The following is a 17,196-nucleotide window of genomic DNA, read 5'->3' on the forward strand; positions in this document are numbered from 1 at the left end:
AACTCTGTTTCCAGAGGGGCTTGGGGCCGCTTTTCAGGGTCTAATGAAAAGGACGCGCGAGGGGCCGGTTCCGCTCATTTTCTGGCAGGAAGTTGGCCCAGCTTGCCGATCCGGCCATGCGGACCAACGGCCCAGGGCAGGCTCAGTGCATTCCAGTTGCCGCTGTCAAGGGGCTGCCAGGTCTTGCCGCCATCGTAGCTGATATCGGAGCCATTGGTGCCGACGGCGATCCATAGCGCCTTCTTAAAATCGCCCACGGAGGCCGACTCTGGAACGATCTGGACCGCAGAGCGGTAGCCGCCGGGAGGTTTAGCGGCCGGCGTCCAGGTCCGGGTGGTTTCGTCCCACCAGGCAGCGGTACCCTGCCGCTCATCAGGACGGGTGTAATCTCCTCCCACGGCCACTGCATGATGGATGGTTTCATCTCCGTCAAGAACAGCAAGCGAGAAGACCCCGGCCGCGCTGCCGGAAGCCAAGGGAAGCCGCGTCGAAGCCACCCTCCAGTGGAGCCAGCAACGGGCCGGTTCGCGGTGATACGTCCTGGGGTCGCACTCGCTTTGTCCGGCAAAAACATAGGGGCCGGCCCTTCCTCCGGTGCCGAACCAGTAGATAAAGTTCCCGTCATCCAGAGAATGAAGCACCTGTGCGGCAAAGACGATCGAGGAGTTGCTTGCGGCAAAGGCGCCTACGCTGGAGGGGTCGGCGGCCAGCCCCGGGACCGTCGAGGAAGTGACGCGGGCCCAGTGCTGGCCCCCATCGCTGGTGCGGAGAAGGGTCAGGGACCCCCTTACGGCATCCCCAAGGATGATGCCCTGCCGTTCGTTGGCGAACTCGACGGCGTCCCAGAAGCCGTCCTTGTCGGGGTTCGTGTAGAGCAAGATCCAGTGTGAGCATCCGTCGGTGGTTTTGTAGAGACGAGACTGGTCACCGGGGCCGCTGGACATCACGATGGCAGTTTGTGCGTCCCGGGCCCAGACGCCGCGGAAGTCGAGCTTTTCAGCCCCCGGTGGCATGGCGCAGCTCTGCCACATGTAGCCGCCGTCTTCTGTGCGCAGGACGGTCCCGTTCGTTCCGCTGGCCCAGGCAACGCCGCCGCCGACTGCATAGATGCCGCGCAGACCCGCCGTGGTGCCGCTGTTTTGCATCTCCCACGGGCCGGACTTAGGGGCCTGCGCGGGGGCAATGACTGAGAAAAGGACGAAGGCCAGAAGCGAGGAGGCCGCCCTACTGGTTGATGTCTTCAAAAGCAAACCTTCCCAGATAAAAAGGATGCGAAACCTGCGGCTTATTGTCGACAGGATTTACGGGATAGGTGTCTGGCGTGTTTGTGGGAAATCCCCAGACCTTCCCCGTGCGCATATCAATGACCACGCGGCCATAAAGCTGTTTGCTGCCGTCGGGTGCGCGCAGCATTTGGGTCCCGGGCTCAAAATAGTACGGATAAGGCGCCATGGAGAAAGATTGCGCCCGCACCGGATGGGGCGCCAGATAAGGCCGGAGGGCAATGACCACCAGTGCCATCGCAATGATCAGCAGCAGAAGATTCGTAAAGATGTTTCGTTGCATGGGCCGGCTTCCCTCCATTCTCTCCGCCTTCTACTTTGGCCGGACGGCCTCGACCAGCGCAAGGAATTTCTCCAGCTCCTCGGGCAAGGGTGCGGAAAGTTCCAGGACCTTTCCCGTGCGGGGATGTGCAAAGGACAGCTCTGCGGCATGAAGAAAGTTCCGGTCCAGGACCACGGGCGCAGGTACGGGCTGCTCCTTGCGGCGGCCCGGTGGGGCGGCGATGCGCGCTGGGGCTCCGTAGAGCGTGTCCCCGACAATGGGGTGCCCGAGGGAGGCAAGATGCACGCGGATTTGATGGGTCCGTCCCGTCTCGATCCGCACACGGACCAGGGTGAATTTTCCCAGACCCGACTCGATGCGCCGCAGTACTTCATAGTGCGAGATGGCGACGCGGCCGCCGGTGGAGCGGCGTGTGGTCATGCGCGTCCGGCGGACCAGATCGCGACTGATGGCGGCATGGATGGTGCCGGTGTCCTGCTTGAGGTGGCCGTGCACCAAAGCGATGTAGGTTTTGCGGACCTGCCGGCGGGAGAACATCTCCGCCAGCTTGAGGTGGGTGGCATCATTGCGGGCAATCACAATCAGCCCGCTGGTCTGTTTGTCCAGACGGTGCACAATCCCGGGGCGGAGCTCTCCGCCGGCGGAGGAGAGCTGGCGGTAATGGTGCAGCAGGGCGTTGACCAGTGTGCCGCGGTTCCGCACCTCCTCGGTCGCGCCTGACCCGGCATGGACCATCATTCCAGCCGGTTTATTGATGACGGAAAGGTCAGCATCCTCGTAAACAATCTCTAGTGGAATCTCTTCGGCAAACGCCCGCAGCGGTGGGGGTACCGGGTCCCCCAGGACTTCCACCCGCTCGCCTCCGCGCAATTTATAAGAGGGCCGTGGCGTCTTACCATCCAGCAAGACCTGGTTCTGGGAAAGCAACATCTGCACCCGCGAGCGGGAGATGCCGGAAAGCTGGGTGGTCAGCCAGGCGTCCAGGCGCTGGCCTGCGGCTTCCGGCGGGACAATTGAAACGGTCTGCGGCATGAAAGAACATGATAACGGGGCGTCCGGTCATGGGACCTTCCGTGAGGGAGGGCCTCTTTATTTCATCTATCAACGTTCTTTATGCTGGCCATGGACCTCCGGCCCGGGTTATAAGCTGTATAAACAAGCCCTTTTGCCAAGCAAATCAGAAGAGGAAGTTGTGCGTGCATGGACTTTGAGCAGTTGAAGACCTTCCTGGAAGTAAGCCGGCTGAAAAGCTTTTCCCGGGCAGCCGATAAGCTGGGCGTGACCCAGCCTGCGATTTCGGCGCAGATCCGCTCCCTGGAAAATGAAGTCGGGGCCCGTTTGTTTGATCGCGATGGCGGAAAGGTCACCTTCACCGCTGCCGGACGCCTCTTTGAGCCATTTGCCGAGCATTGCCTCCAGGCCTCGAACCACATCATGGTGGCCATTGGGGAGCTGCACCGCTCGCCACGCGGGGAGATCTCCATCAGCGCCAACGAGGCCACCAGTCTTTATGTGCTGCCGGTGGTGTTTGCCCAATTCAAAAAGCAATACACCCGCGTAAACCTGTCGATTGTACGTGCCGACCGCTCCCGGACACTGGAGGCGGTCCTGAATCGGGAGGTGGATTTTGGGGTCGTTTCGCTGCCGGTGAAGGACCCTCGTCTGCTCATTGAGGTCATTCACAAGGATGAGCTGGCGCTGGTGGTCCCCAAGACGCATCCGCTGGTCAATCGTGAGCAGATCAAGTTTGCGGAGCTGCTCCAGTATCCCTTGCTGCTGCCGAAGCATGGCCGCCAGCGCGAGCAGATTGACGATCTTTTCCGGACGCACGATGTCCACCCGCGAGTGGCCATGGAAGTGGATTCAAGCGAGCTGTTGAAGCGACTGATCGGCGCTGGCCTGGGAATGGGTTTTCTGCCCCGGTCCAATGTTCGCGATGACGAGCGGGCCGGGCTTTTGAAGATGCTGAAGGTGGAGGGCGTGCGGCTGAGCCGCGAACTGGCGCTGGTCTTCAGAAAAGACAAAACCCTGACGCGCGCAGCACAGGCTTTTCTGGAAATTGCGACGGGAAGGGCCAGACCGATTCTGCTCCAGGCGGGGCAAAAACCGAGATGAAGGAGAGGCCGGGAAGCATGAGGACGCCGTGTGGCCTCTTCCCCCAGTGCTGATTACCTGGCTTCTTCCAGGCGGTAGGAAAACTCCTCAATCACGGGGTTGGTCAGCACTTCTCTGGCGATTCGTTCTACTTCCGCTTTGGCGGTGCCGGCGTCAAGAGAGCCATCCAGGTCCAGAACAAAATATTTTCCCTGACGGACGTCCTGGATTCCCTGATACTGCATCTTTTTGAGTGCATTGTGGATGGTCTGCCCCTGAGGGTCGAGCACCGTCCGCTTGAGCGTCACATAGACATGGGCCTTCATGATTTGTGATTATAAAGCGCCGGGCGTGGTACCGCGCGTGGTCATCGAACTCTAACAGGAATTGCGTACACTGGAAACGAATGGTCAATTATCTGGAACTCCCGATTGGTGACAAGGTCCCCGAGGTGATCAACAGCGTGATTGAGATCCCTTTTGAGGGCATTAACAAGTACGAGTACGACAAGCAGCTGCATGTCTTCCGTCTCGACCGCAACCTGTATTCGCCTGTGCATTATCCCGGTGACTATGGTTTTATTCCTTCAACCTTAAGCGACGACGGCGATCCGCTGGACGTGCTGGTGCTGGTCGATGCTCCCAGCTTTCCCGGCTGCGTGATGCAGGTCCGCCCGATTGGCCTGCTGGAGATGATGGACCAGGGGGTCCTGGATGAAAAGGTCCTTGCTGTAGGCCGGAACAATCCGCGCTACAAGGACGTCTGGAATTACTCAGAGATCTATCCGCACATGCTCAAGGAGATTACGCACTTCTTTTCCATCTACAAAGACCTGGAAGGCAAACGCGTGGAGATCCGCGGATGGCATGATGCCTCCTATGCCCGCGACCGGGTCCTGCGTGCGGCGGAGAACTTTGTAAACAATAAAGAAAAAAAGCAGGCTGAGGCGACAAAACGGTAATCCGGGCGGGTGCCGTTTCCCATGCCCCGGCCCGGCCAGATTGCTGGGCCGGGCAGCCCGGGCGTATGTACGGACCATGCGGGTCCATACCGATACAAAACAGTTGGGCTGTTTAAAGTGCTGTGCTTCCTTTCTAGCTCAGGTTGACTTGTGACTGAAGCTCAATTTCCAGGCGACACGTTTGCGGCGCCGTTCGCCAGCAACGGCGCATGTTCAGTCCAATCGCTGGCTTACCCACTCTATCTCACTTTAGGCTCTGCTTGCGGCTTTTTGCCATTTCTTCCATGGGCGGTTTTCCTTAGGAGCGTTTATGGAGTATGCCGTGGTGCTCGGCAACTTCAGTTTTTTGCGTGAATTTCAGGTCGAATTTCCGGTCAAAACCAATGCTGCCGGAAACCACACCGGCAACGTTTCCTCGGGAGATCTGAGATTTTTCCAGAACGAGCTGCGCATTGTGGATCGTGCCGCTGGCGCTCCACTGGTCGAAGTGTTCGAGCACTGCGGGAGTGGCGCCCAGCGAACCCTGTCTCCAGTCCCACTGGAAGCTGCCCTGGGCAGAGTGCTGCAAGTCTTCAGCCGAGTATCCCGAAAGGCTAAGGTGCATTTGCAGACCCACGGTGCCCGATGCTCGTTCCCCGTGCCATAGGTTGGCGATGGCCGTTGCACTGGCATGGGTCAATTGCGCGTCGAAGCTGTAGAGCGGCACGTCGGATGCATCCAGCGTTCCGGTGGCGTGGAGAACACCGTTGAGGGCATGGCCGTCCAGGGAAAGAAACTGTACCCTGCGTCCTGCAATCCGCAGATGGCTGCTTGCCTCATGCACGGCCAGCGGTCCCAGAGTGAAGGTGTTGGTCTCAACAGTACCCTCCAGCGACGGCCACTGGGGCCGGTCGTGTTCCAGCCGGGCGAGGATCTGCTGCAGGAATTCATTGTGCTCCCCCGCCCCGAGAAGCGCCGATTGCAGAGAGGCGGCGTCCAGTTGCTGTGCCGTAAGGAGAAACTGTGGTGTGCAGCTCTGGCCGGAGCAGCGCAAGGGTAAGGTCAGGGCCAAAGTGAAGGGGACCTTCTGGAACACGGCCGACACAGGAGAGAAGACGATCTGCGATGGGGAAAAGACTGCCTGCGCAGAGAGCACCTCAACCGGTCCGGAAAGAAACGCGGCCCGGTACAGAGTATTTTTGAAGTAAAGAACGCCCTGGGTGGAGGCCGTCGGTACAGGATTTTCTGAAATGCTGATGGGCTGTACCCAGGGGCCCTGCACCGTCAGATTCATCTCTGCGCTGCCCTGGGGAGCAAGTGCTGGCAGGATGCCGGATGCCAGATGCAGTCCTGCTGCTAGAGGACGAAGGCGCGCAACGGATGCAGTCCCTTGGAGGGTAAGGGTAAACCCTGAAGAACGAAAGCTGCCGGACAGGTTCAGAGGAGCGGACCCGCCAAGGGAAAGAGCGGCAGTCTCAAGCTGGAGCGATGCGGGAGATGGTGGAGGCGCCATCGCCTTCTTTTTTCTGCGCGGGGCCGGCTGGACCGGTGGCGAAACGAGATGCAGAGTCGGGAAGATGAGCGGGGCATCCATCTGTGGGAGGCGGAAGGACAAATGCTCGACAGAGATGGATCCGGAAAGCTGATGGGCATAGTCCAGGTCTCCCTGCACCGTACCTGAAACCTGAACAGAGGCGGCAAAGCTGTTGCGGACCAGCCGCAGGGCGGACAGAGCAAAGGCCGCCGGTACATCCTGGACGTGAAGATGAAGGGCCGGAGCGGGGTGCTCGACGTCCGGGACTGAGCCGGTCAGCAGCAGGTGACCGCCGTGGATGGGCCAGAAGCAGGTCAGATCATGGAGGGCATGCTGCGGCTGCTGGTAGGCACCTTGGCAGGTGGCGTCCACCTGAAAAGGCTCCAGAGGGGAAAACTCCTGCCGGTGGATGTCCGTCATGCGGATGCGTGTTTTGAACTGCGGCGCGGCAATGCTGCCGGTAATGTCACCTGTCATTTCAAGGTCCCCGCGCCAGCCAGATTCAGTGCCAAAGAGAAGGCGGCTAATCTGCCCGAGCGGTGCGCTGGTCCACTCAGCGTGAAGATGGACGGGCATATTGCCCAGTTCGGTGGCCCGCTGGAGGGAGCCTTCCACGCGCAGGGTCCCGGTATCGGCCAGGTCCAGATCAATGTCAGTGCGCACAGGTTGGGCCTCCAGCCGGATACGCCATTCGTCAGGATTTTCCAGCCACATGGCAAAGTCTGCGTTCAAAAGAGAGAAGGGCTTCTTCTCCTCCCCGATCTTGAAGTTTACGCGCGTGTTGGTGGCTTCAATATAGGGAAAGCGCGGCGACTGGCCCGCGTGCCTTTGTGCTGTGGGCGCATTGGGAATGTGTGAGGCCTGAAGGAGGACGGTCCCAAGGTTCCATCGCCCGGAAGCATCCCGGACAATGTTGACGCTGGCCTGGTCCAGGCTGATCCGTCCGATTTCGAGACGCCCTCGCCAGAGCGAGCTCAGCCGGATGGAGGCGTCCACGCTGGGGGCGCGCAGCGCCGGCTCGGCGCCGAAGGAAGGGTCCTCTTCCACGATAAAGTCGCCCAGCTCAAGGCCGGGACGCGGCAGCAGGCGCAGAGTCACCGAAGAAAGATGGACCGGACGGCCAATGGCGCGGCTGATGGCGGCGGCGATCTGGCCCTGGTAGCGGTCCAGATTGATCAGGGGCGGCAGAACGATGGCAAGCGCCAGCATTGCAACTGCGGCAAGGAAGATCCAGAATTTTTTTGGCGGCTTACCGTGGGTCTGGCTCATGATGCTCACTGCTGATTGCAACATATCATCCCGTAAAGATGAAATGGCGCTACTGTAGAGGTATGCCTGTTGCCGCCATGACCATCGAAGTCCGGATCGAGAGTGCCCAGTCGCTCAAGGACCGAAGGCAGGTGGTGCGCAGCCTGAAAGAGAGGCTGCGGAACGGATTTAACGTTTCCGTTGCGGAGATGGACCAGGCCATAACCTGGCAGTCGGCCACCCTCGGCGTGGCCGCTATTTCCAACTCGCGTTCGTATCTTTCCGGACTGATGCAACAGGTGGAAGAGACCGCCGTGCGCCTGGCCGGCGAGCTGGGGGCGCAGGTGGCAGACATCTGGTGGGAGTATCTGGAAGACTAGACCCCCTATTTTCGGGAATTTCCTCGTCTCCTTTGCACCTCTCGTCAGGCAAGCCTCGAAATCCGCCCCTCAAGTCTGATATTCTCAATCGTTTAACCAGGGGAAGCAGGAAATGCCGGAGCAACGGGCGCGTAAATATCATCAGGACCGCGTAGCGGAGACGCTACGCGAGGAGATCGGGGCCATGATTGAAGGTGAACTCTCCGACCCTCGCATCAGCTTTGCCTATGTCAGCCAGGTATTGCTGAATCCGGGTGGGAAGTCGGCGCAGATCTATGTGGCCGTGGATGGGGGCGTGAAGGAAGAAGAAGAAACGCTGGAAGGGTTGATGGCAGCGCGCGGATATATCCGGCATGAACTGCTGGAGCGCATGGGCGTGCGCCACGTACCCGATCTGGTCTTTCATATTGATCGGTCGGAGAAGATGAAGGCCCGGATTGATGAGCTTCTGGGAAGGGTGAGGAAAAGGAGCAAGACAGGCGGGGACTAAGAGCGTCTCGCGGGGAAACAGGAAAGCAGTATGGCAGAAAGGCACAATATCCACGCTGTACTGGATGCGATTGAGCGCGGCCGGAGATTTCTGGTGACGGCGCATGCGCGTCCTGATGGCGACGCCATCGGGTCCATGCTGGCCTGTGCCTCGATTCTGGAGCAGCTCGGCAAGCGTGCCGAGATGGTCTCCTGCGACCGCGTTCCGCTGATCTACCGCTTTCTGCCCTGTTCTTCTGCCATCCGGCAGATGGCGCGCGTGGAAGGCGAGTACGATGCCGTGATTCTGCTTGAATGCGATGGCATTGAACGTTCGCGTCTCCAGGGGCTGGAGGGGCGGTTTCTCATCAACATTGACCATCACTCCAGCGGAAAGGCCTTTGCCAACATCAACTGGATTGATCCGGAAGCCTGCGCCGTGGCGGAGATGGTCTACGAACTGGCCATGATGGCCGGAGCGCGCATGACTCCGGAGATGGCCACCTGTCTTTACACCGCGTTGCTTACCGACACGGGACAGTTCTGTTACGACGGCACCGACGCCCGCACCTTTGACCTGGCGGCGGAACTGGTGCGGCATGGGGCCAATGCTGCGGCTATCGCGCGGGACGTCTATTTTTCCCGGCCTACATCGAAGATGCTGCTGCTGGGGGCGGCGCTGTCCAATCTGCGACGGGAGGGACGCATTGCCTGGATGTGGGTGACGCACGAAGACATGCTGCGCACCCATGCAGCAGAAGAGGACTGCGAAGGACTGGTGAACTATGCCATCGCCATTGCCGGGGTGGATGTGGCCATCTTTCTGCGCGAGCTGCCTAATCATCGCGTCCGGCTTTCCCTGCGCAGCAAGGGCAAAGTCAATGTGGCCCATATTGCGGAGGCCTTCGGCGGCGGGGGACACCCCCATGCCAGCGGATGCACTCTGGACGGCCCGCTACCGGACGCTACCGGCATGATCCTGGCTGTGGCCCGTAAGATGCTTAGCCGGGCAGTCCACGAGGTCGCCTGACCAAATCTGATAGGCTAGCTTCGGAAGTAATTCGCCGGAAATCCATAAAAACGAACGTGCCGATTCCGAAAAGCCTCAAGACGCTGCGAACTGCGCCCACGACGCTCCTGAGCCGGTTTCCTTTCCTGGGAACTGCCCTGGAGACGGCCACACTTTTCCTGTTTACTGCCTTTTTCCTGTTTTACGGACTCGTGCCCATCTTCGGAGGGGACGGCATCGGGCTGGTGGGTGCCGATGAGCCCCGCTACGCGCAGGTGGCGCGGGAGATGCTGGCGCGGCACGACTACATCACGCCCATTCTCTATGGCAGACCCTGGCTGGAAAAGCCCGCGCTTTATTACTGGCGTGCGATGTTTTCCTTCCGTGAGTTCGGAGTGCATGACTGGTCAGCGCGCCTGCCTTCGGCCAGCTTTGCCTTTGTCCTCATTGTTCTGATTTATCTGCATATGCGCCGCTTCCGCCCTGGCGGGCAACTGGATGCAGCACTGCTGACGGCCTCCTGCGCGGCGATACTCAGCTTTGCCCGCGGCGCCTCGACGGACATGCAATTGGCGGCGCCCTTCTGTATTGGAATGCTGGGCTGGTACGCATGGTATGAAACTGGCAGCAAGTTCTGGCTCTTTGATCTTTACTTTTTTGTAGGAGCGGCCACATTGGCCAAAGGGCCCGTGGCCCCGTTTCTTGCCATTGTCATCATCACCATCTTTGCGGCGCTCAGAAAAGAGTGGTCCCTGCTGCGACGAAGCGTCTGGTGGCCAGGCATCGGGTTGTATTTCGCCATGGTGCTGCCGTGGTTTATCGCCGTGCAGAAGCGCAATCCTAACTTTCTGCGCGTTTTCTTTCTGGAACACAATATTGAGCGCTTTGCCACCAACCGTTTTGAGCACGAGCAGCACTTCTGGTACTACATCCCTGTCATTCTCCTGGGTCTGATGCCGTGGGCCGTCATCGCGATTGCCGCGCTGACTGACGCGGTGAAGGACTCAATTGCGGAATGGAAGGCCCGCCGGGCCAAGCACCACTACATGGGCCATCCGCGCGCCGGGGATGCCTTTCCGGAGTTTCTCGTACTTTGGGCGCTGATTCCGATTGTCTTTTTCACGTTTTCAGAATCCAAGCTGCCGGGCTACGTGCTTCCCTCCATCCCTCCGCTCACGATTCTCAGCGGGGATTATCTGAACCGGATGCGCGCCCGGGGCCTCCGGCCGTGGCTGCTGATTCTGCATGGGGTGGTCGTGGGGCTGCTGACCGTGCTCGTTCTGCTGCTGCCGCGGCTCATTCAGCATCCGGACCAGATGCCACCGGGAGCGGCGCTCTTTGCGGCAGGGACTACCGGGTTTGCCGCCACGATCTTCATCCTCATTACCACGGAGCGCTTTGGGCTGAAGCGGCTGCGCATCGCCACCATGGTGCCCATCATCATTCTGGTGCTCTTTTTGTATGGCATCGGACCTTTCTTCGGATTGGGCGAGGTAAAGTCTACCAAAGGCACCGTCCAGCTCATTGACTTCACTTACTCGGCGCGGCCGCTGGCCCGGATGCTGGAGCAGATTGTTCCCCCCGACGGCACGGTGGCGGTCTACAAGGTGCGGCGAGACATGGAGTATGGACTCTCTTTTTATCGCAACAGGAAAACGGTGAATTATGAGAGCGACGGGGTCCCGCCAGAACAACATATTCTTGTGGTCCGGGCGTCTTATGTGGACGAGTTGCGTCAAAAACTGAAGGGGAGGCGCTATGAGCCACTCTTCGTGTATCCTGCTCAGAACCTGGTCATCTATATGGTTGCTGCGCAATAAGATTGGCGCGGAGAAAGGCCCTGGCACGAGCGGCATGGTGCAGCGGCCATTTCTTTCAGGACCAGCAGAGACAACGTGAGTTCGGCATTACAGCTTGAGATCCTCGATCTGCGGCACTTTTCGGCCAACAGTCTGCGGCCTGTGCTCGAAGAAGAGAGCCGTGTCTGGAGCGAGCGTCTGCACTGGGACTACCGCTCCTCAGCCGACCTTCTGCTGCAATACCTTGATTCGCGCATTCTTCCTGGCTACGTGGCCCTGGAAAACGGCCGGATTGCCGGATATGCCTTTTGTGTTTATGAAGACCACAAGGCCATTATCGGGGACGTCTTTACCCTTCCGCATGTTTCGCCCGGGGTGGCCGAGGAGCTCCTCCGCCATCTGCTCGAACTGCTCCAGCATTCGCCCGGGATTGATCGGATTGAGTCCCAGCTGCTGCTGCATCGGCACGGGCTGCATGAGGACATCTTCCGGCGCGCGGGGTTCCGGCTCTTCCGCCGCCTCTTCATGGAACTGGACCTCTCCGCGTTTCGTCCGCTTCCGTCGCCGCCTCTGCCTGAAGGCCTGGAGCTGCTTCCCTGGCAGGAGAGCGACTATCACCCCTCCGGCCAACTGATTGCCGAGGCCTATGAGGGGCATCTGGACAGCTACATTAACGACCAGTACCGGACGGTCAGCGGATCGCTCCGCTTTCTGCATAACATTGTGCGCTTTCCCGGGTGCGGCCTCTTCGATGCGCAGTCCTCACGCACGGTCGTCCGGGTCAGCGACCATTCTCTGGCCGGAGTGCTGCTTTGCTCCCGGGTGCGCGAAGACGTGGCCCACATCACCCAGGTCTGCGTGTCGAAGCGCCTGCGGCGGCATGGCCTGGGGCTGCACCTGATCCAGGCCTGCGCGGAAAATCTGCGCCGGAGAGGCTTTGCCGCCTTGACGCTGACCGTGACGGAAGAGAATACCAGTGCGCTGGAACTGTATCGCCGCATCGGCTTTATAGAGAAGCACGCCTTTGACGCTCTGGTCTGGGACCGTCCCCGCCGCTGAACGCGCACACTGTAGAATGGGTTGTTCTCTTTGAGGAAATTCACCTTTCGAGGTATTCAGTGCGCCGCATCGCTGCTTTTGTGTTTCTCTGCTGGTCTGTCTGGCAACTTCCTGCCCATGCGCAAAAACAATGGTCTGTAGCAGACATCTTTACCGGCCGCGTCCAGACCGGCCGCCCTCCGGCGGAAATGTCCTGGGCGCCGGATGGCAAGCGCGCCATCTATATTGGCGACAACGGCGACATGATGCAGATGGACGCCGCCACGGGAAAGACCAGCAAGCTGCTGGATCACGAGAAGCTTGCCCCCATCATGAACGTCCAGCTTGGGGAAAAGGACCGCGACCATCGTGCGCGCTATGGCGAGCCGGACTACATCTGGGCCCCGGATTCGCAGCATCTGCTGTTTGACACCAATGGCACGCTCTGGCTCTATGACCTGAAGAGCGGCACAGGTATGGAAGTGGGCCAGACGGGCCAGGGCAGCGGGGATGACCCGAAGTTCTCGCCCAATGGGCAGTACATCTCCTATCTGCATGATCACAACCTCTACGTGGGCAGGCCCTCCGGACAGGCCGTGGCCCTGACCAGTACGCATGAGCCGACCCTGCTGAATGGCGAGGTGGACTGGGTCTATCTGGAAGAGCTGGACGTGCGTAGCAATTACTTCTGGTCACCAGACTCCAGGCAGATTGCCTATCTGCAAATGGACGAGGCGTCAGTGCCGCAGTACCCCATCGTGGACTGGATCCCCACGCATGCGAGTGTGGACGAGCAGCGGTATCCCCAGCCCGGAGACCCGAATCCTGGCGTGCGCGTGGGGGTGGTGAGCATCAACGGCGGCAAGACCACATGGATCCGGGTCCCCTTCGACCAGGGCAATGACTATGTCCCCCGCTTTGGATGGGTGGACCCTCATGTGGTCTGGATCGAGGTGCTGACGCGCGACCACAAGCACCTGAATCTGTACTTTGCGGACACGCGCACCGGAGACTCGCGGCTGGTACTGGCACAGAATGACGACAGGTTCTTCGACGAGGCCTACGATGTGCACTTTTTTGCTCCGGGCGAGTTCCTCATCACCAGCTGGCGCGACGGACACACCCACATGTACCGCTATACCTATGTCGCGTCGAACCCGCTGGCGGGCGAAGCGGAACTGGCCGGAGAGCTGGAAAAGGGTGATTACGAGGTCAGCTCTGTTAAGTCCATCGATTTGACGACGCGCACGGTCTATTACGTCTCCAATGAGGGTGATCCTCGTCAGCAACAGATCTGGAGCGTGAAGCTCGATGGTTCACAGAAACAAAAGGTCTCTTCCTCCGAGGGCTATCACGATCCGGACTTTGCCGAAGGCACCTCTACTTACTTTGATCATGCCTCCTCACTGATGACGCCGCCTTCCTTCAGCTTGTGCCATGCCGAGGGCGCATCCTGCCAGACCATCTGGAGGGGCAAATTGCCGGAAGGATATGAGCTTGTGAAGCCGGAGATGCTGGAGCTGAAGGCTGCGGACGGAAAAACCATCCTCTATGCTTCTCTGCTGCTGCCGAAGAAGAGCAGCGGTCCGGGAAGTGTGCCGCTGATCAACAATCCTTACGGCGGCCCTCATGCGCAGACTGTGCGCGATAGCTGGGGCGGGGCCATGTTCTTTTTTGACCAGCTTCTGGCCCAGCAGGGCTTTGCTGTGCTGCATGTGGACAACCGAGGGATGGGTGGCCGCGGACGCGATTTTGAACAGGCCGCCTACCGAAACTTCGGTCCGGTGCAGTTGAGCGACCAGCTCGCTGCGCTGGACCAGGTGCTGGCCCGGTATCCGCAACTCGATAGAAACCGTCTGGGATGGTGGGGTTGGAGCTGGGGTGGCACCTTTACTCTGAATGCACTATCGCACGCAGACCGCTTTCGTGCGGGAGTTTCTGTGGCTCCGGTAACAGACTTCCGCAACTACGATTCCATTTACACCGAGCGCTATCTTGGCCTGCCTGAGCAGAACAAGGAGGCCTACGATGCGGCCTCGGCCTTGGAGAGTGCGAAAAACCTCAAAGGGCGTCTGCTTCTGGTCCACGGGACAGGCGACGACAATGTGCACTTTGCCAACTCGATCCAGTACATCCAGAAGCTGATTGATGCAAAGATTGCGTATGATTTTCAGCCCTATCCGCGCAAGACACACTCAATTGCCGGACCGGTAGCGCACACGCACCTTTTCGAGCGCATCCTATGGCAGTTTGAGACATATCTGAAACCAACAGGAGCAGCCCAGTGAGTCATCCCGCAGAGCGCGCCGATTCGCATGATCTGGTGCGTGGACGCACCCATCTCGGCGACTTTGAACTGACCGTGCTGAGTGACGGATTTTATTTTCTCGATGGCGGGGCGATGTTTGGTGTGGTCCCGAAGACCATGTGGGAAAAGCGCGTCCCGGCGGATGAGCAGAACCGTATTCTGCTCGGCCTGAACACGGTCGTGGTGCGCACCGGAAAGCAGACCGTTGCCATTGAGACCGGAATTGGCAACAAGCTCAGTGAAAAACACCGGCAGATCTTTGGTGCACAGCAAAAGCTGCCCTCCGCCTTTGCTGCTGCTGGGATCCGGCCGGAAGATGTAGATGTGGTCATCAACTCGCATCTCCATTTTGACCACTGCGGATGGAACACCACGCGTACTGCAGACGGACGCATCCTTCCGACTTTCCCCAATGCGCGCTATTTTGCGCATCGCGGCGAAGTCGAGCATGGGCACCTGCAACTGGAGCGGGACGCTGTCAGCTATATCAGCGCCAACTATGATCCTCTGATTGAAAGCGGGCAGATGACGCTGCTCGACCTCAGACGAGGAGAAGTCCGCGAGATTGTGCCGGGCATCTCAGTCGAACTGTTCCCTGGACACACCGCGCAGCTGATGGCTGTGCATATCGAGTCAGGCGGCAGCCACGCCTGCTATATTTCGGATTTAATTCCCACCAGTGTCCACCTCGATATCACCTGGGTGATGGGCTATGACCTTGATCCGCTGACCTGCATTGAGGAGCGGAAACGCTTCTATGCGCGGGCCATTCCGGAGCAATGGCTTGTGCTGTTTACCCATGACCATCACACACCCTTTGGCCATCTTCGCTGGAATGACAAGGGCAAACCGGTCATGAAAGGGACTTGATCCCACCACCTTCCCGATGGCGGGAGATCATTCGTAGGCCAAGGCGTCGATGGGGTCTTTTCGCGCCGCCTTCAGGGCAGGATAAAGTGCGCCCAGGATGGACCCTGTAAAGGCAATGAGGGCAGCGTTGATGCGCCATCCCGGAGTGAGCGGAAAGGGGATGGTGGGGAACCGGTAACTCAGCCCCAGCTTCACCAGATAGGTCAGCGCAATGCCCAGCAGGATCCCGGCCAGGGAGACCAGGGCCGCCTCGCGAAGAATGACATGAGCGATATAGGACCGTGAGGCGCCAAGAGACTTCAGGATCCCGATCTCGCGGGTGCGTTCCATGACCGCCGTGTACATGGTCTGGAAGACCACAATGAAGCCCACAATCACTGCGATCCCGATGACGCTGTTCAGGGCCGGGGTAAAGCCCGGCAGATGTTCTGGTGTCATCAGGGACATCCATTCCTGGATGGTCTGTACCTGATACTGGCCCAAGCCGGGAACGGCCAGAATTTCCTTCCGGATGGTCTCCTGGTTTTTGAGGTCATCGCTCTTGATGTAGAACAGAGAAGCGTTGTCGGGATTTCCCATCAGAGCGCCCAGAGTGTGGATGGGCAGGAACTTGCGGCCACCTTTGCCGTGCTCAACGATACCGCAGATGCGGAAGGGATGGTCCTTGATGCGGATGATGTCGCCGACATGATGACCATGGTCAGCACGGGCGTACACGTCGTCCACAATCACGTCGTTTGCACCCTGAAACGGACCTCCGGCAAGAAAGACAAAGGGGCGCAGAGCATTAAAGCTCTGGTAGTCAATGCCCCAAAGGGTTTCCACCGATCCGGCCATATTGAAATCTGTGATGACAGGCGCAGCGACGGCAACATGGGGCAGCTTTGCGAGCACATCGGCAATTTTTGCCGGGACCGGAGCGCCGCCCACGCCCGTGACGAAACTTGCATTCGGCGGACGCACGATGATGTCTGCCCCGATGCCTCCGGTCTGGTTTCTGGCGTTGGAGACCTGTCCAATCATGATGCCGACGATCGAAAGAATCATGACGACTTCAACGGCAACGGCAAAAACGCCAATCAGGGTACGGAGCGGGCGGTGCAGCAGATTGCCGAGGACAAGCTTGTTCATGGAGACATCCTGAGGTAAAGGTCCGCTGTTCCCAGGGAAACAGCAGTGGGTCCTGCAAAATTTGAGTGTAACAAAGTGAGAAATGCTGCCGATTAGAGAGAAAAGGCCTTAAAAAGGGGCGAAAGATGCGGTCTGGGTGATATCAAAACGTAACAAATTGCAGAAATTACCCGATTTTTCTTTGACTTGTCGAGGCAGGAGTTTTATGGTTTGCACTAGAGGCTGGGCAAAATCCTGGCCGCGATAGTGTTTCGACCCCAGCAAGACTGCATGAGACTGTAGGCATGGGTCAGTTCGGCGAAGATTTACGCAAAGAACGCGAATCGCGCGGCATCACCCTGGAAAGCATCACGGATGCCACCAAAATCAGCAGTCGTCATCTGCTGGCCCTCGAAGAGGGGCAGTTTGATCTGCTGCCCGGCGGTGTCTTCAACAAGGGAATTGTGCGCAATTATGCCCGCGCAGTTGGTCTGGACGAGAATGTCTGGGTCGAGCGTTTTCTTTCTGCGTACCGGGAAAGCGGACACCTCAAAGACGAGGACGTCAACTGGATTGAGTTTGCCGAAAATGTCAGCAAGACCCGCCATGTAGAGACGGTCCGTTCCGGGCAGCGGCTGCGCTGGACCGGCGTGGTCGTGCTGCTGGTGCTGCTCTCTGTTCTCGGATGGTTTGTCTGGCGTTATGTGAGCGGACGCATTGCCACGGCCAACCTACGCCGGGTCCATTCCATGACCACTTCGGCCGCCATGCTTCTGACCCCGCAGCGCGGGCAGCCCAGCTGAGGGGCTGTTTTCCTCATCGCTGGTTGCCG

Annotated in this window: 16 protein-coding genes; 10 read left to right on the plus strand and 6 right to left on the minus strand. The window is 59.2% G+C overall.

The genetic code is table 11. The annotated features are described in order from the left end of the window. Nucleotides 1-74: 74 nt before the first annotated feature. The 3 genes from N655_RS0107765 to N655_RS0107775 are packed head-to-tail and all read right to left on the minus strand — an operon-like array spanning nt 75 to nt 2,598. Complete coding sequence (locus tag N655_RS0107765) at nt 75-1,244, minus strand: WD40/YVTN/BNR-like repeat-containing protein (RefSeq protein ID WP_026442524.1); 1,170 nt, start codon at nt 1,242-1,244, stop codon at nt 75-77. Next, nucleotides 1,225-1,566 carry a hypothetical protein gene (locus N655_RS0107770; RefSeq protein WP_026442525.1) on the minus strand — a complete coding sequence of 114 codons (342 nt, stop codon included), beginning with the start codon at nt 1,564-1,566 and terminating at the stop codon, nt 1,225-1,227. Before N655_RS0107770 ends, N655_RS0107765 begins: the two co-directional genes overlap by 20 nt. A gap of 30 nt (nt 1,567-1,596) precedes the next feature. After that, on the minus strand, nt 1,597-2,598 hold the full coding sequence (locus tag N655_RS0107775) for an RluA family pseudouridine synthase (RefSeq protein WP_026442526.1): 1,002 nt from the start codon (nt 2,596-2,598) through the stop codon (nt 1,597-1,599). A 168-nt stretch (nt 2,599-2,766) separates the two neighbouring features. Here N655_RS0107775 and N655_RS17935 point away from each other — a divergent pair, with 168 nt between their 5' ends. Continuing rightward, nucleotides 2,767-3,681 (plus strand): LysR family transcriptional regulator, encoded by a 915-nt coding sequence (locus N655_RS17935; protein ID WP_044934187.1) that lies wholly within the window; start codon nt 2,767-2,769, stop codon nt 3,679-3,681. A 53-nt stretch (nt 3,682-3,734) separates the two neighbouring features. Here N655_RS17935 and purS read toward each other — a convergent pair whose 3' ends face one another. Further along, nucleotides 3,735-3,986 (minus strand): phosphoribosylformylglycinamidine synthase subunit PurS, encoded by a 252-nt coding sequence (gene purS, locus N655_RS0107785; RefSeq protein ID WP_026442527.1) that lies wholly within the window; start codon nt 3,984-3,986, stop codon nt 3,735-3,737. An 80-nt stretch (nt 3,987-4,066) separates the two neighbouring features. On the opposite strand from purS, the gene N655_RS0107790 reads away from it, so the two are divergent. After that, nucleotides 4,067-4,621 carry an inorganic diphosphatase gene (locus N655_RS0107790; protein WP_026442528.1) on the plus strand — a complete coding sequence of 185 codons (555 nt, stop codon included), beginning with the start codon at nt 4,067-4,069 and terminating at the stop codon, nt 4,619-4,621. 298 nt (nt 4,622-4,919) lie between these two features. Here the strand turns inward: N655_RS0107790 and N655_RS0107795 are convergent, their stop codons facing one another. Next, nucleotides 4,920-7,403, minus strand: a complete 2,484-nt coding sequence (locus tag N655_RS0107795; protein WP_026442529.1) for an AsmA family protein — start codon at nt 7,401-7,403, stop codon at nt 4,920-4,922. A gap of 62 nt (nt 7,404-7,465) precedes the next feature. Between N655_RS0107795 and N655_RS0107800 the strand changes: the two genes are divergently transcribed. The 7 genes from N655_RS0107800 to N655_RS0107830 all read left to right on the plus strand — a co-directional run bounded on the left by N655_RS0107800 (nt 7,466) and on the right by N655_RS0107830 (nt 15,254). Continuing rightward, nucleotides 7,466-7,762, plus strand: coding sequence for a DUF503 domain-containing protein (locus N655_RS0107800; RefSeq protein WP_026442530.1), 297 nt, complete (start codon nt 7,466-7,468; stop codon nt 7,760-7,762). Nucleotides 7,763-7,874: 112 nt separating this feature from the next. Further along, nucleotides 7,875-8,252 (plus strand): 30S ribosome-binding factor RbfA, encoded by a 378-nt coding sequence (rbfA, locus tag N655_RS0107805; protein ID WP_026442531.1) that lies wholly within the window; start codon nt 7,875-7,877, stop codon nt 8,250-8,252. A 30-nt stretch (nt 8,253-8,282) separates the two neighbouring features. Next, nucleotides 8,283-9,260: a DHH family phosphoesterase gene (locus N655_RS17940; RefSeq protein WP_044934192.1), complete on the plus strand. Its 978-nt coding sequence runs from the start codon at nt 8,283-8,285 to the stop codon at nt 9,258-9,260. Nucleotides 9,261-9,316: 56 nt separating this feature from the next. Further along, complete coding sequence (locus N655_RS0107815) at nt 9,317-11,059, plus strand: ArnT family glycosyltransferase (RefSeq protein WP_049961330.1); 1,743 nt, start codon at nt 9,317-9,319, stop codon at nt 11,057-11,059. A gap of 75 nt (nt 11,060-11,134) precedes the next feature. Continuing rightward, nucleotides 11,135-12,097, plus strand: a complete 963-nt coding sequence (locus tag N655_RS0107820; RefSeq protein ID WP_026442533.1) for a GNAT family N-acetyltransferase — start codon at nt 11,135-11,137, stop codon at nt 12,095-12,097. 59 nt (nt 12,098-12,156) lie between these two features. Then, a complete protein-coding gene (locus tag N655_RS17945; RefSeq protein WP_155987546.1) occupies nt 12,157-14,364 on the plus strand; it encodes a S9 family peptidase in 2,208 nt (735 codons plus the stop codon). Next, nucleotides 14,361-15,254, plus strand: a complete 894-nt coding sequence (locus N655_RS0107830; protein WP_026442534.1) for an MBL fold metallo-hydrolase — start codon at nt 14,361-14,363, stop codon at nt 15,252-15,254. The genes N655_RS17945 and N655_RS0107830 overlap by 4 nt, the downstream gene beginning before the upstream one ends. Before the next feature lie 27 nt (nt 15,255-15,281). Here N655_RS0107830 and N655_RS0107835 read toward each other — a convergent pair whose 3' ends face one another. After that, nucleotides 15,282-16,385 (minus strand): ABC transporter permease, encoded by a 1,104-nt coding sequence (locus N655_RS0107835; RefSeq protein WP_026442535.1) that lies wholly within the window; start codon nt 16,383-16,385, stop codon nt 15,282-15,284. Nucleotides 16,386-16,669: 284 nt separating this feature from the next. Here N655_RS0107835 and N655_RS19790 point away from each other — a divergent pair, with 284 nt between their 5' ends. After that, the gene (locus N655_RS19790; protein ID WP_049961331.1) at nt 16,670-17,167 is read left to right on the plus strand and encodes a helix-turn-helix domain-containing protein; all 498 of its coding nucleotides are present in this window, start codon (nt 16,670-16,672) and stop codon (nt 17,165-17,167) included. Nucleotides 17,168-17,196: the final 29 nt, after the last annotated feature.

It is taken from the genome of Pseudacidobacterium ailaaui, from assembly GCF_000688455.1.
In the GTDB taxonomy this organism is placed as follows: Bacteria; Acidobacteriota; Terriglobia; order Terriglobales; family Acidobacteriaceae; genus Pseudacidobacterium; species Pseudacidobacterium ailaaui.

What these genes read in the sequence shown, in the direction of transcription:
- N655_RS0107770 (WP_026442525.1), bottom strand. Translation starts at nt 1,566, where the DNA reads ATGCAACGAAACATCTTTACGAATCTTCTGCTGCTGATCATTGCGATG.
- N655_RS0107775 (WP_026442526.1), bottom strand. Translation starts at nt 2,598, where the DNA reads ATGCCGCAGACCGTTTCAATTGTCCCGCCGGAAGCCGCAGGCCAGCGC.
- N655_RS17935 (WP_044934187.1), top strand. Translation starts at nt 2,767, where the DNA reads ATGGACTTTGAGCAGTTGAAGACCTTCCTGGAAGTAAGCCGGCTGAAA.
- purS (WP_026442527.1), bottom strand. Translation starts at nt 3,986, where the DNA reads ATGAAGGCCCATGTCTATGTGACGCTCAAGCGGACGGTGCTCGACCCT.
- N655_RS0107790 (WP_026442528.1), top strand. Translation starts at nt 4,067, where the DNA reads ATGGTCAATTATCTGGAACTCCCGATTGGTGACAAGGTCCCCGAGGTG.
- N655_RS0107795 (WP_026442529.1), bottom strand. Translation starts at nt 7,403, where the DNA reads ATGAGCCAGACCCACGGTAAGCCGCCAAAAAAATTCTGGATCTTCCTT.
- N655_RS0107800 (WP_026442530.1), top strand. Translation starts at nt 7,466, where the DNA reads ATGCCTGTTGCCGCCATGACCATCGAAGTCCGGATCGAGAGTGCCCAG.
- rbfA (WP_026442531.1), top strand. Translation starts at nt 7,875, where the DNA reads ATGCCGGAGCAACGGGCGCGTAAATATCATCAGGACCGCGTAGCGGAG.
- N655_RS17940 (WP_044934192.1), top strand. Translation starts at nt 8,283, where the DNA reads ATGGCAGAAAGGCACAATATCCACGCTGTACTGGATGCGATTGAGCGC.
- N655_RS0107835 (WP_026442535.1), bottom strand. Translation starts at nt 16,385, where the DNA reads ATGAACAAGCTTGTCCTCGGCAATCTGCTGCACCGCCCGCTCCGTACC.
- N655_RS19790 (WP_049961331.1), top strand. Translation starts at nt 16,670, where the DNA reads ATGGGTCAGTTCGGCGAAGATTTACGCAAAGAACGCGAATCGCGCGGC.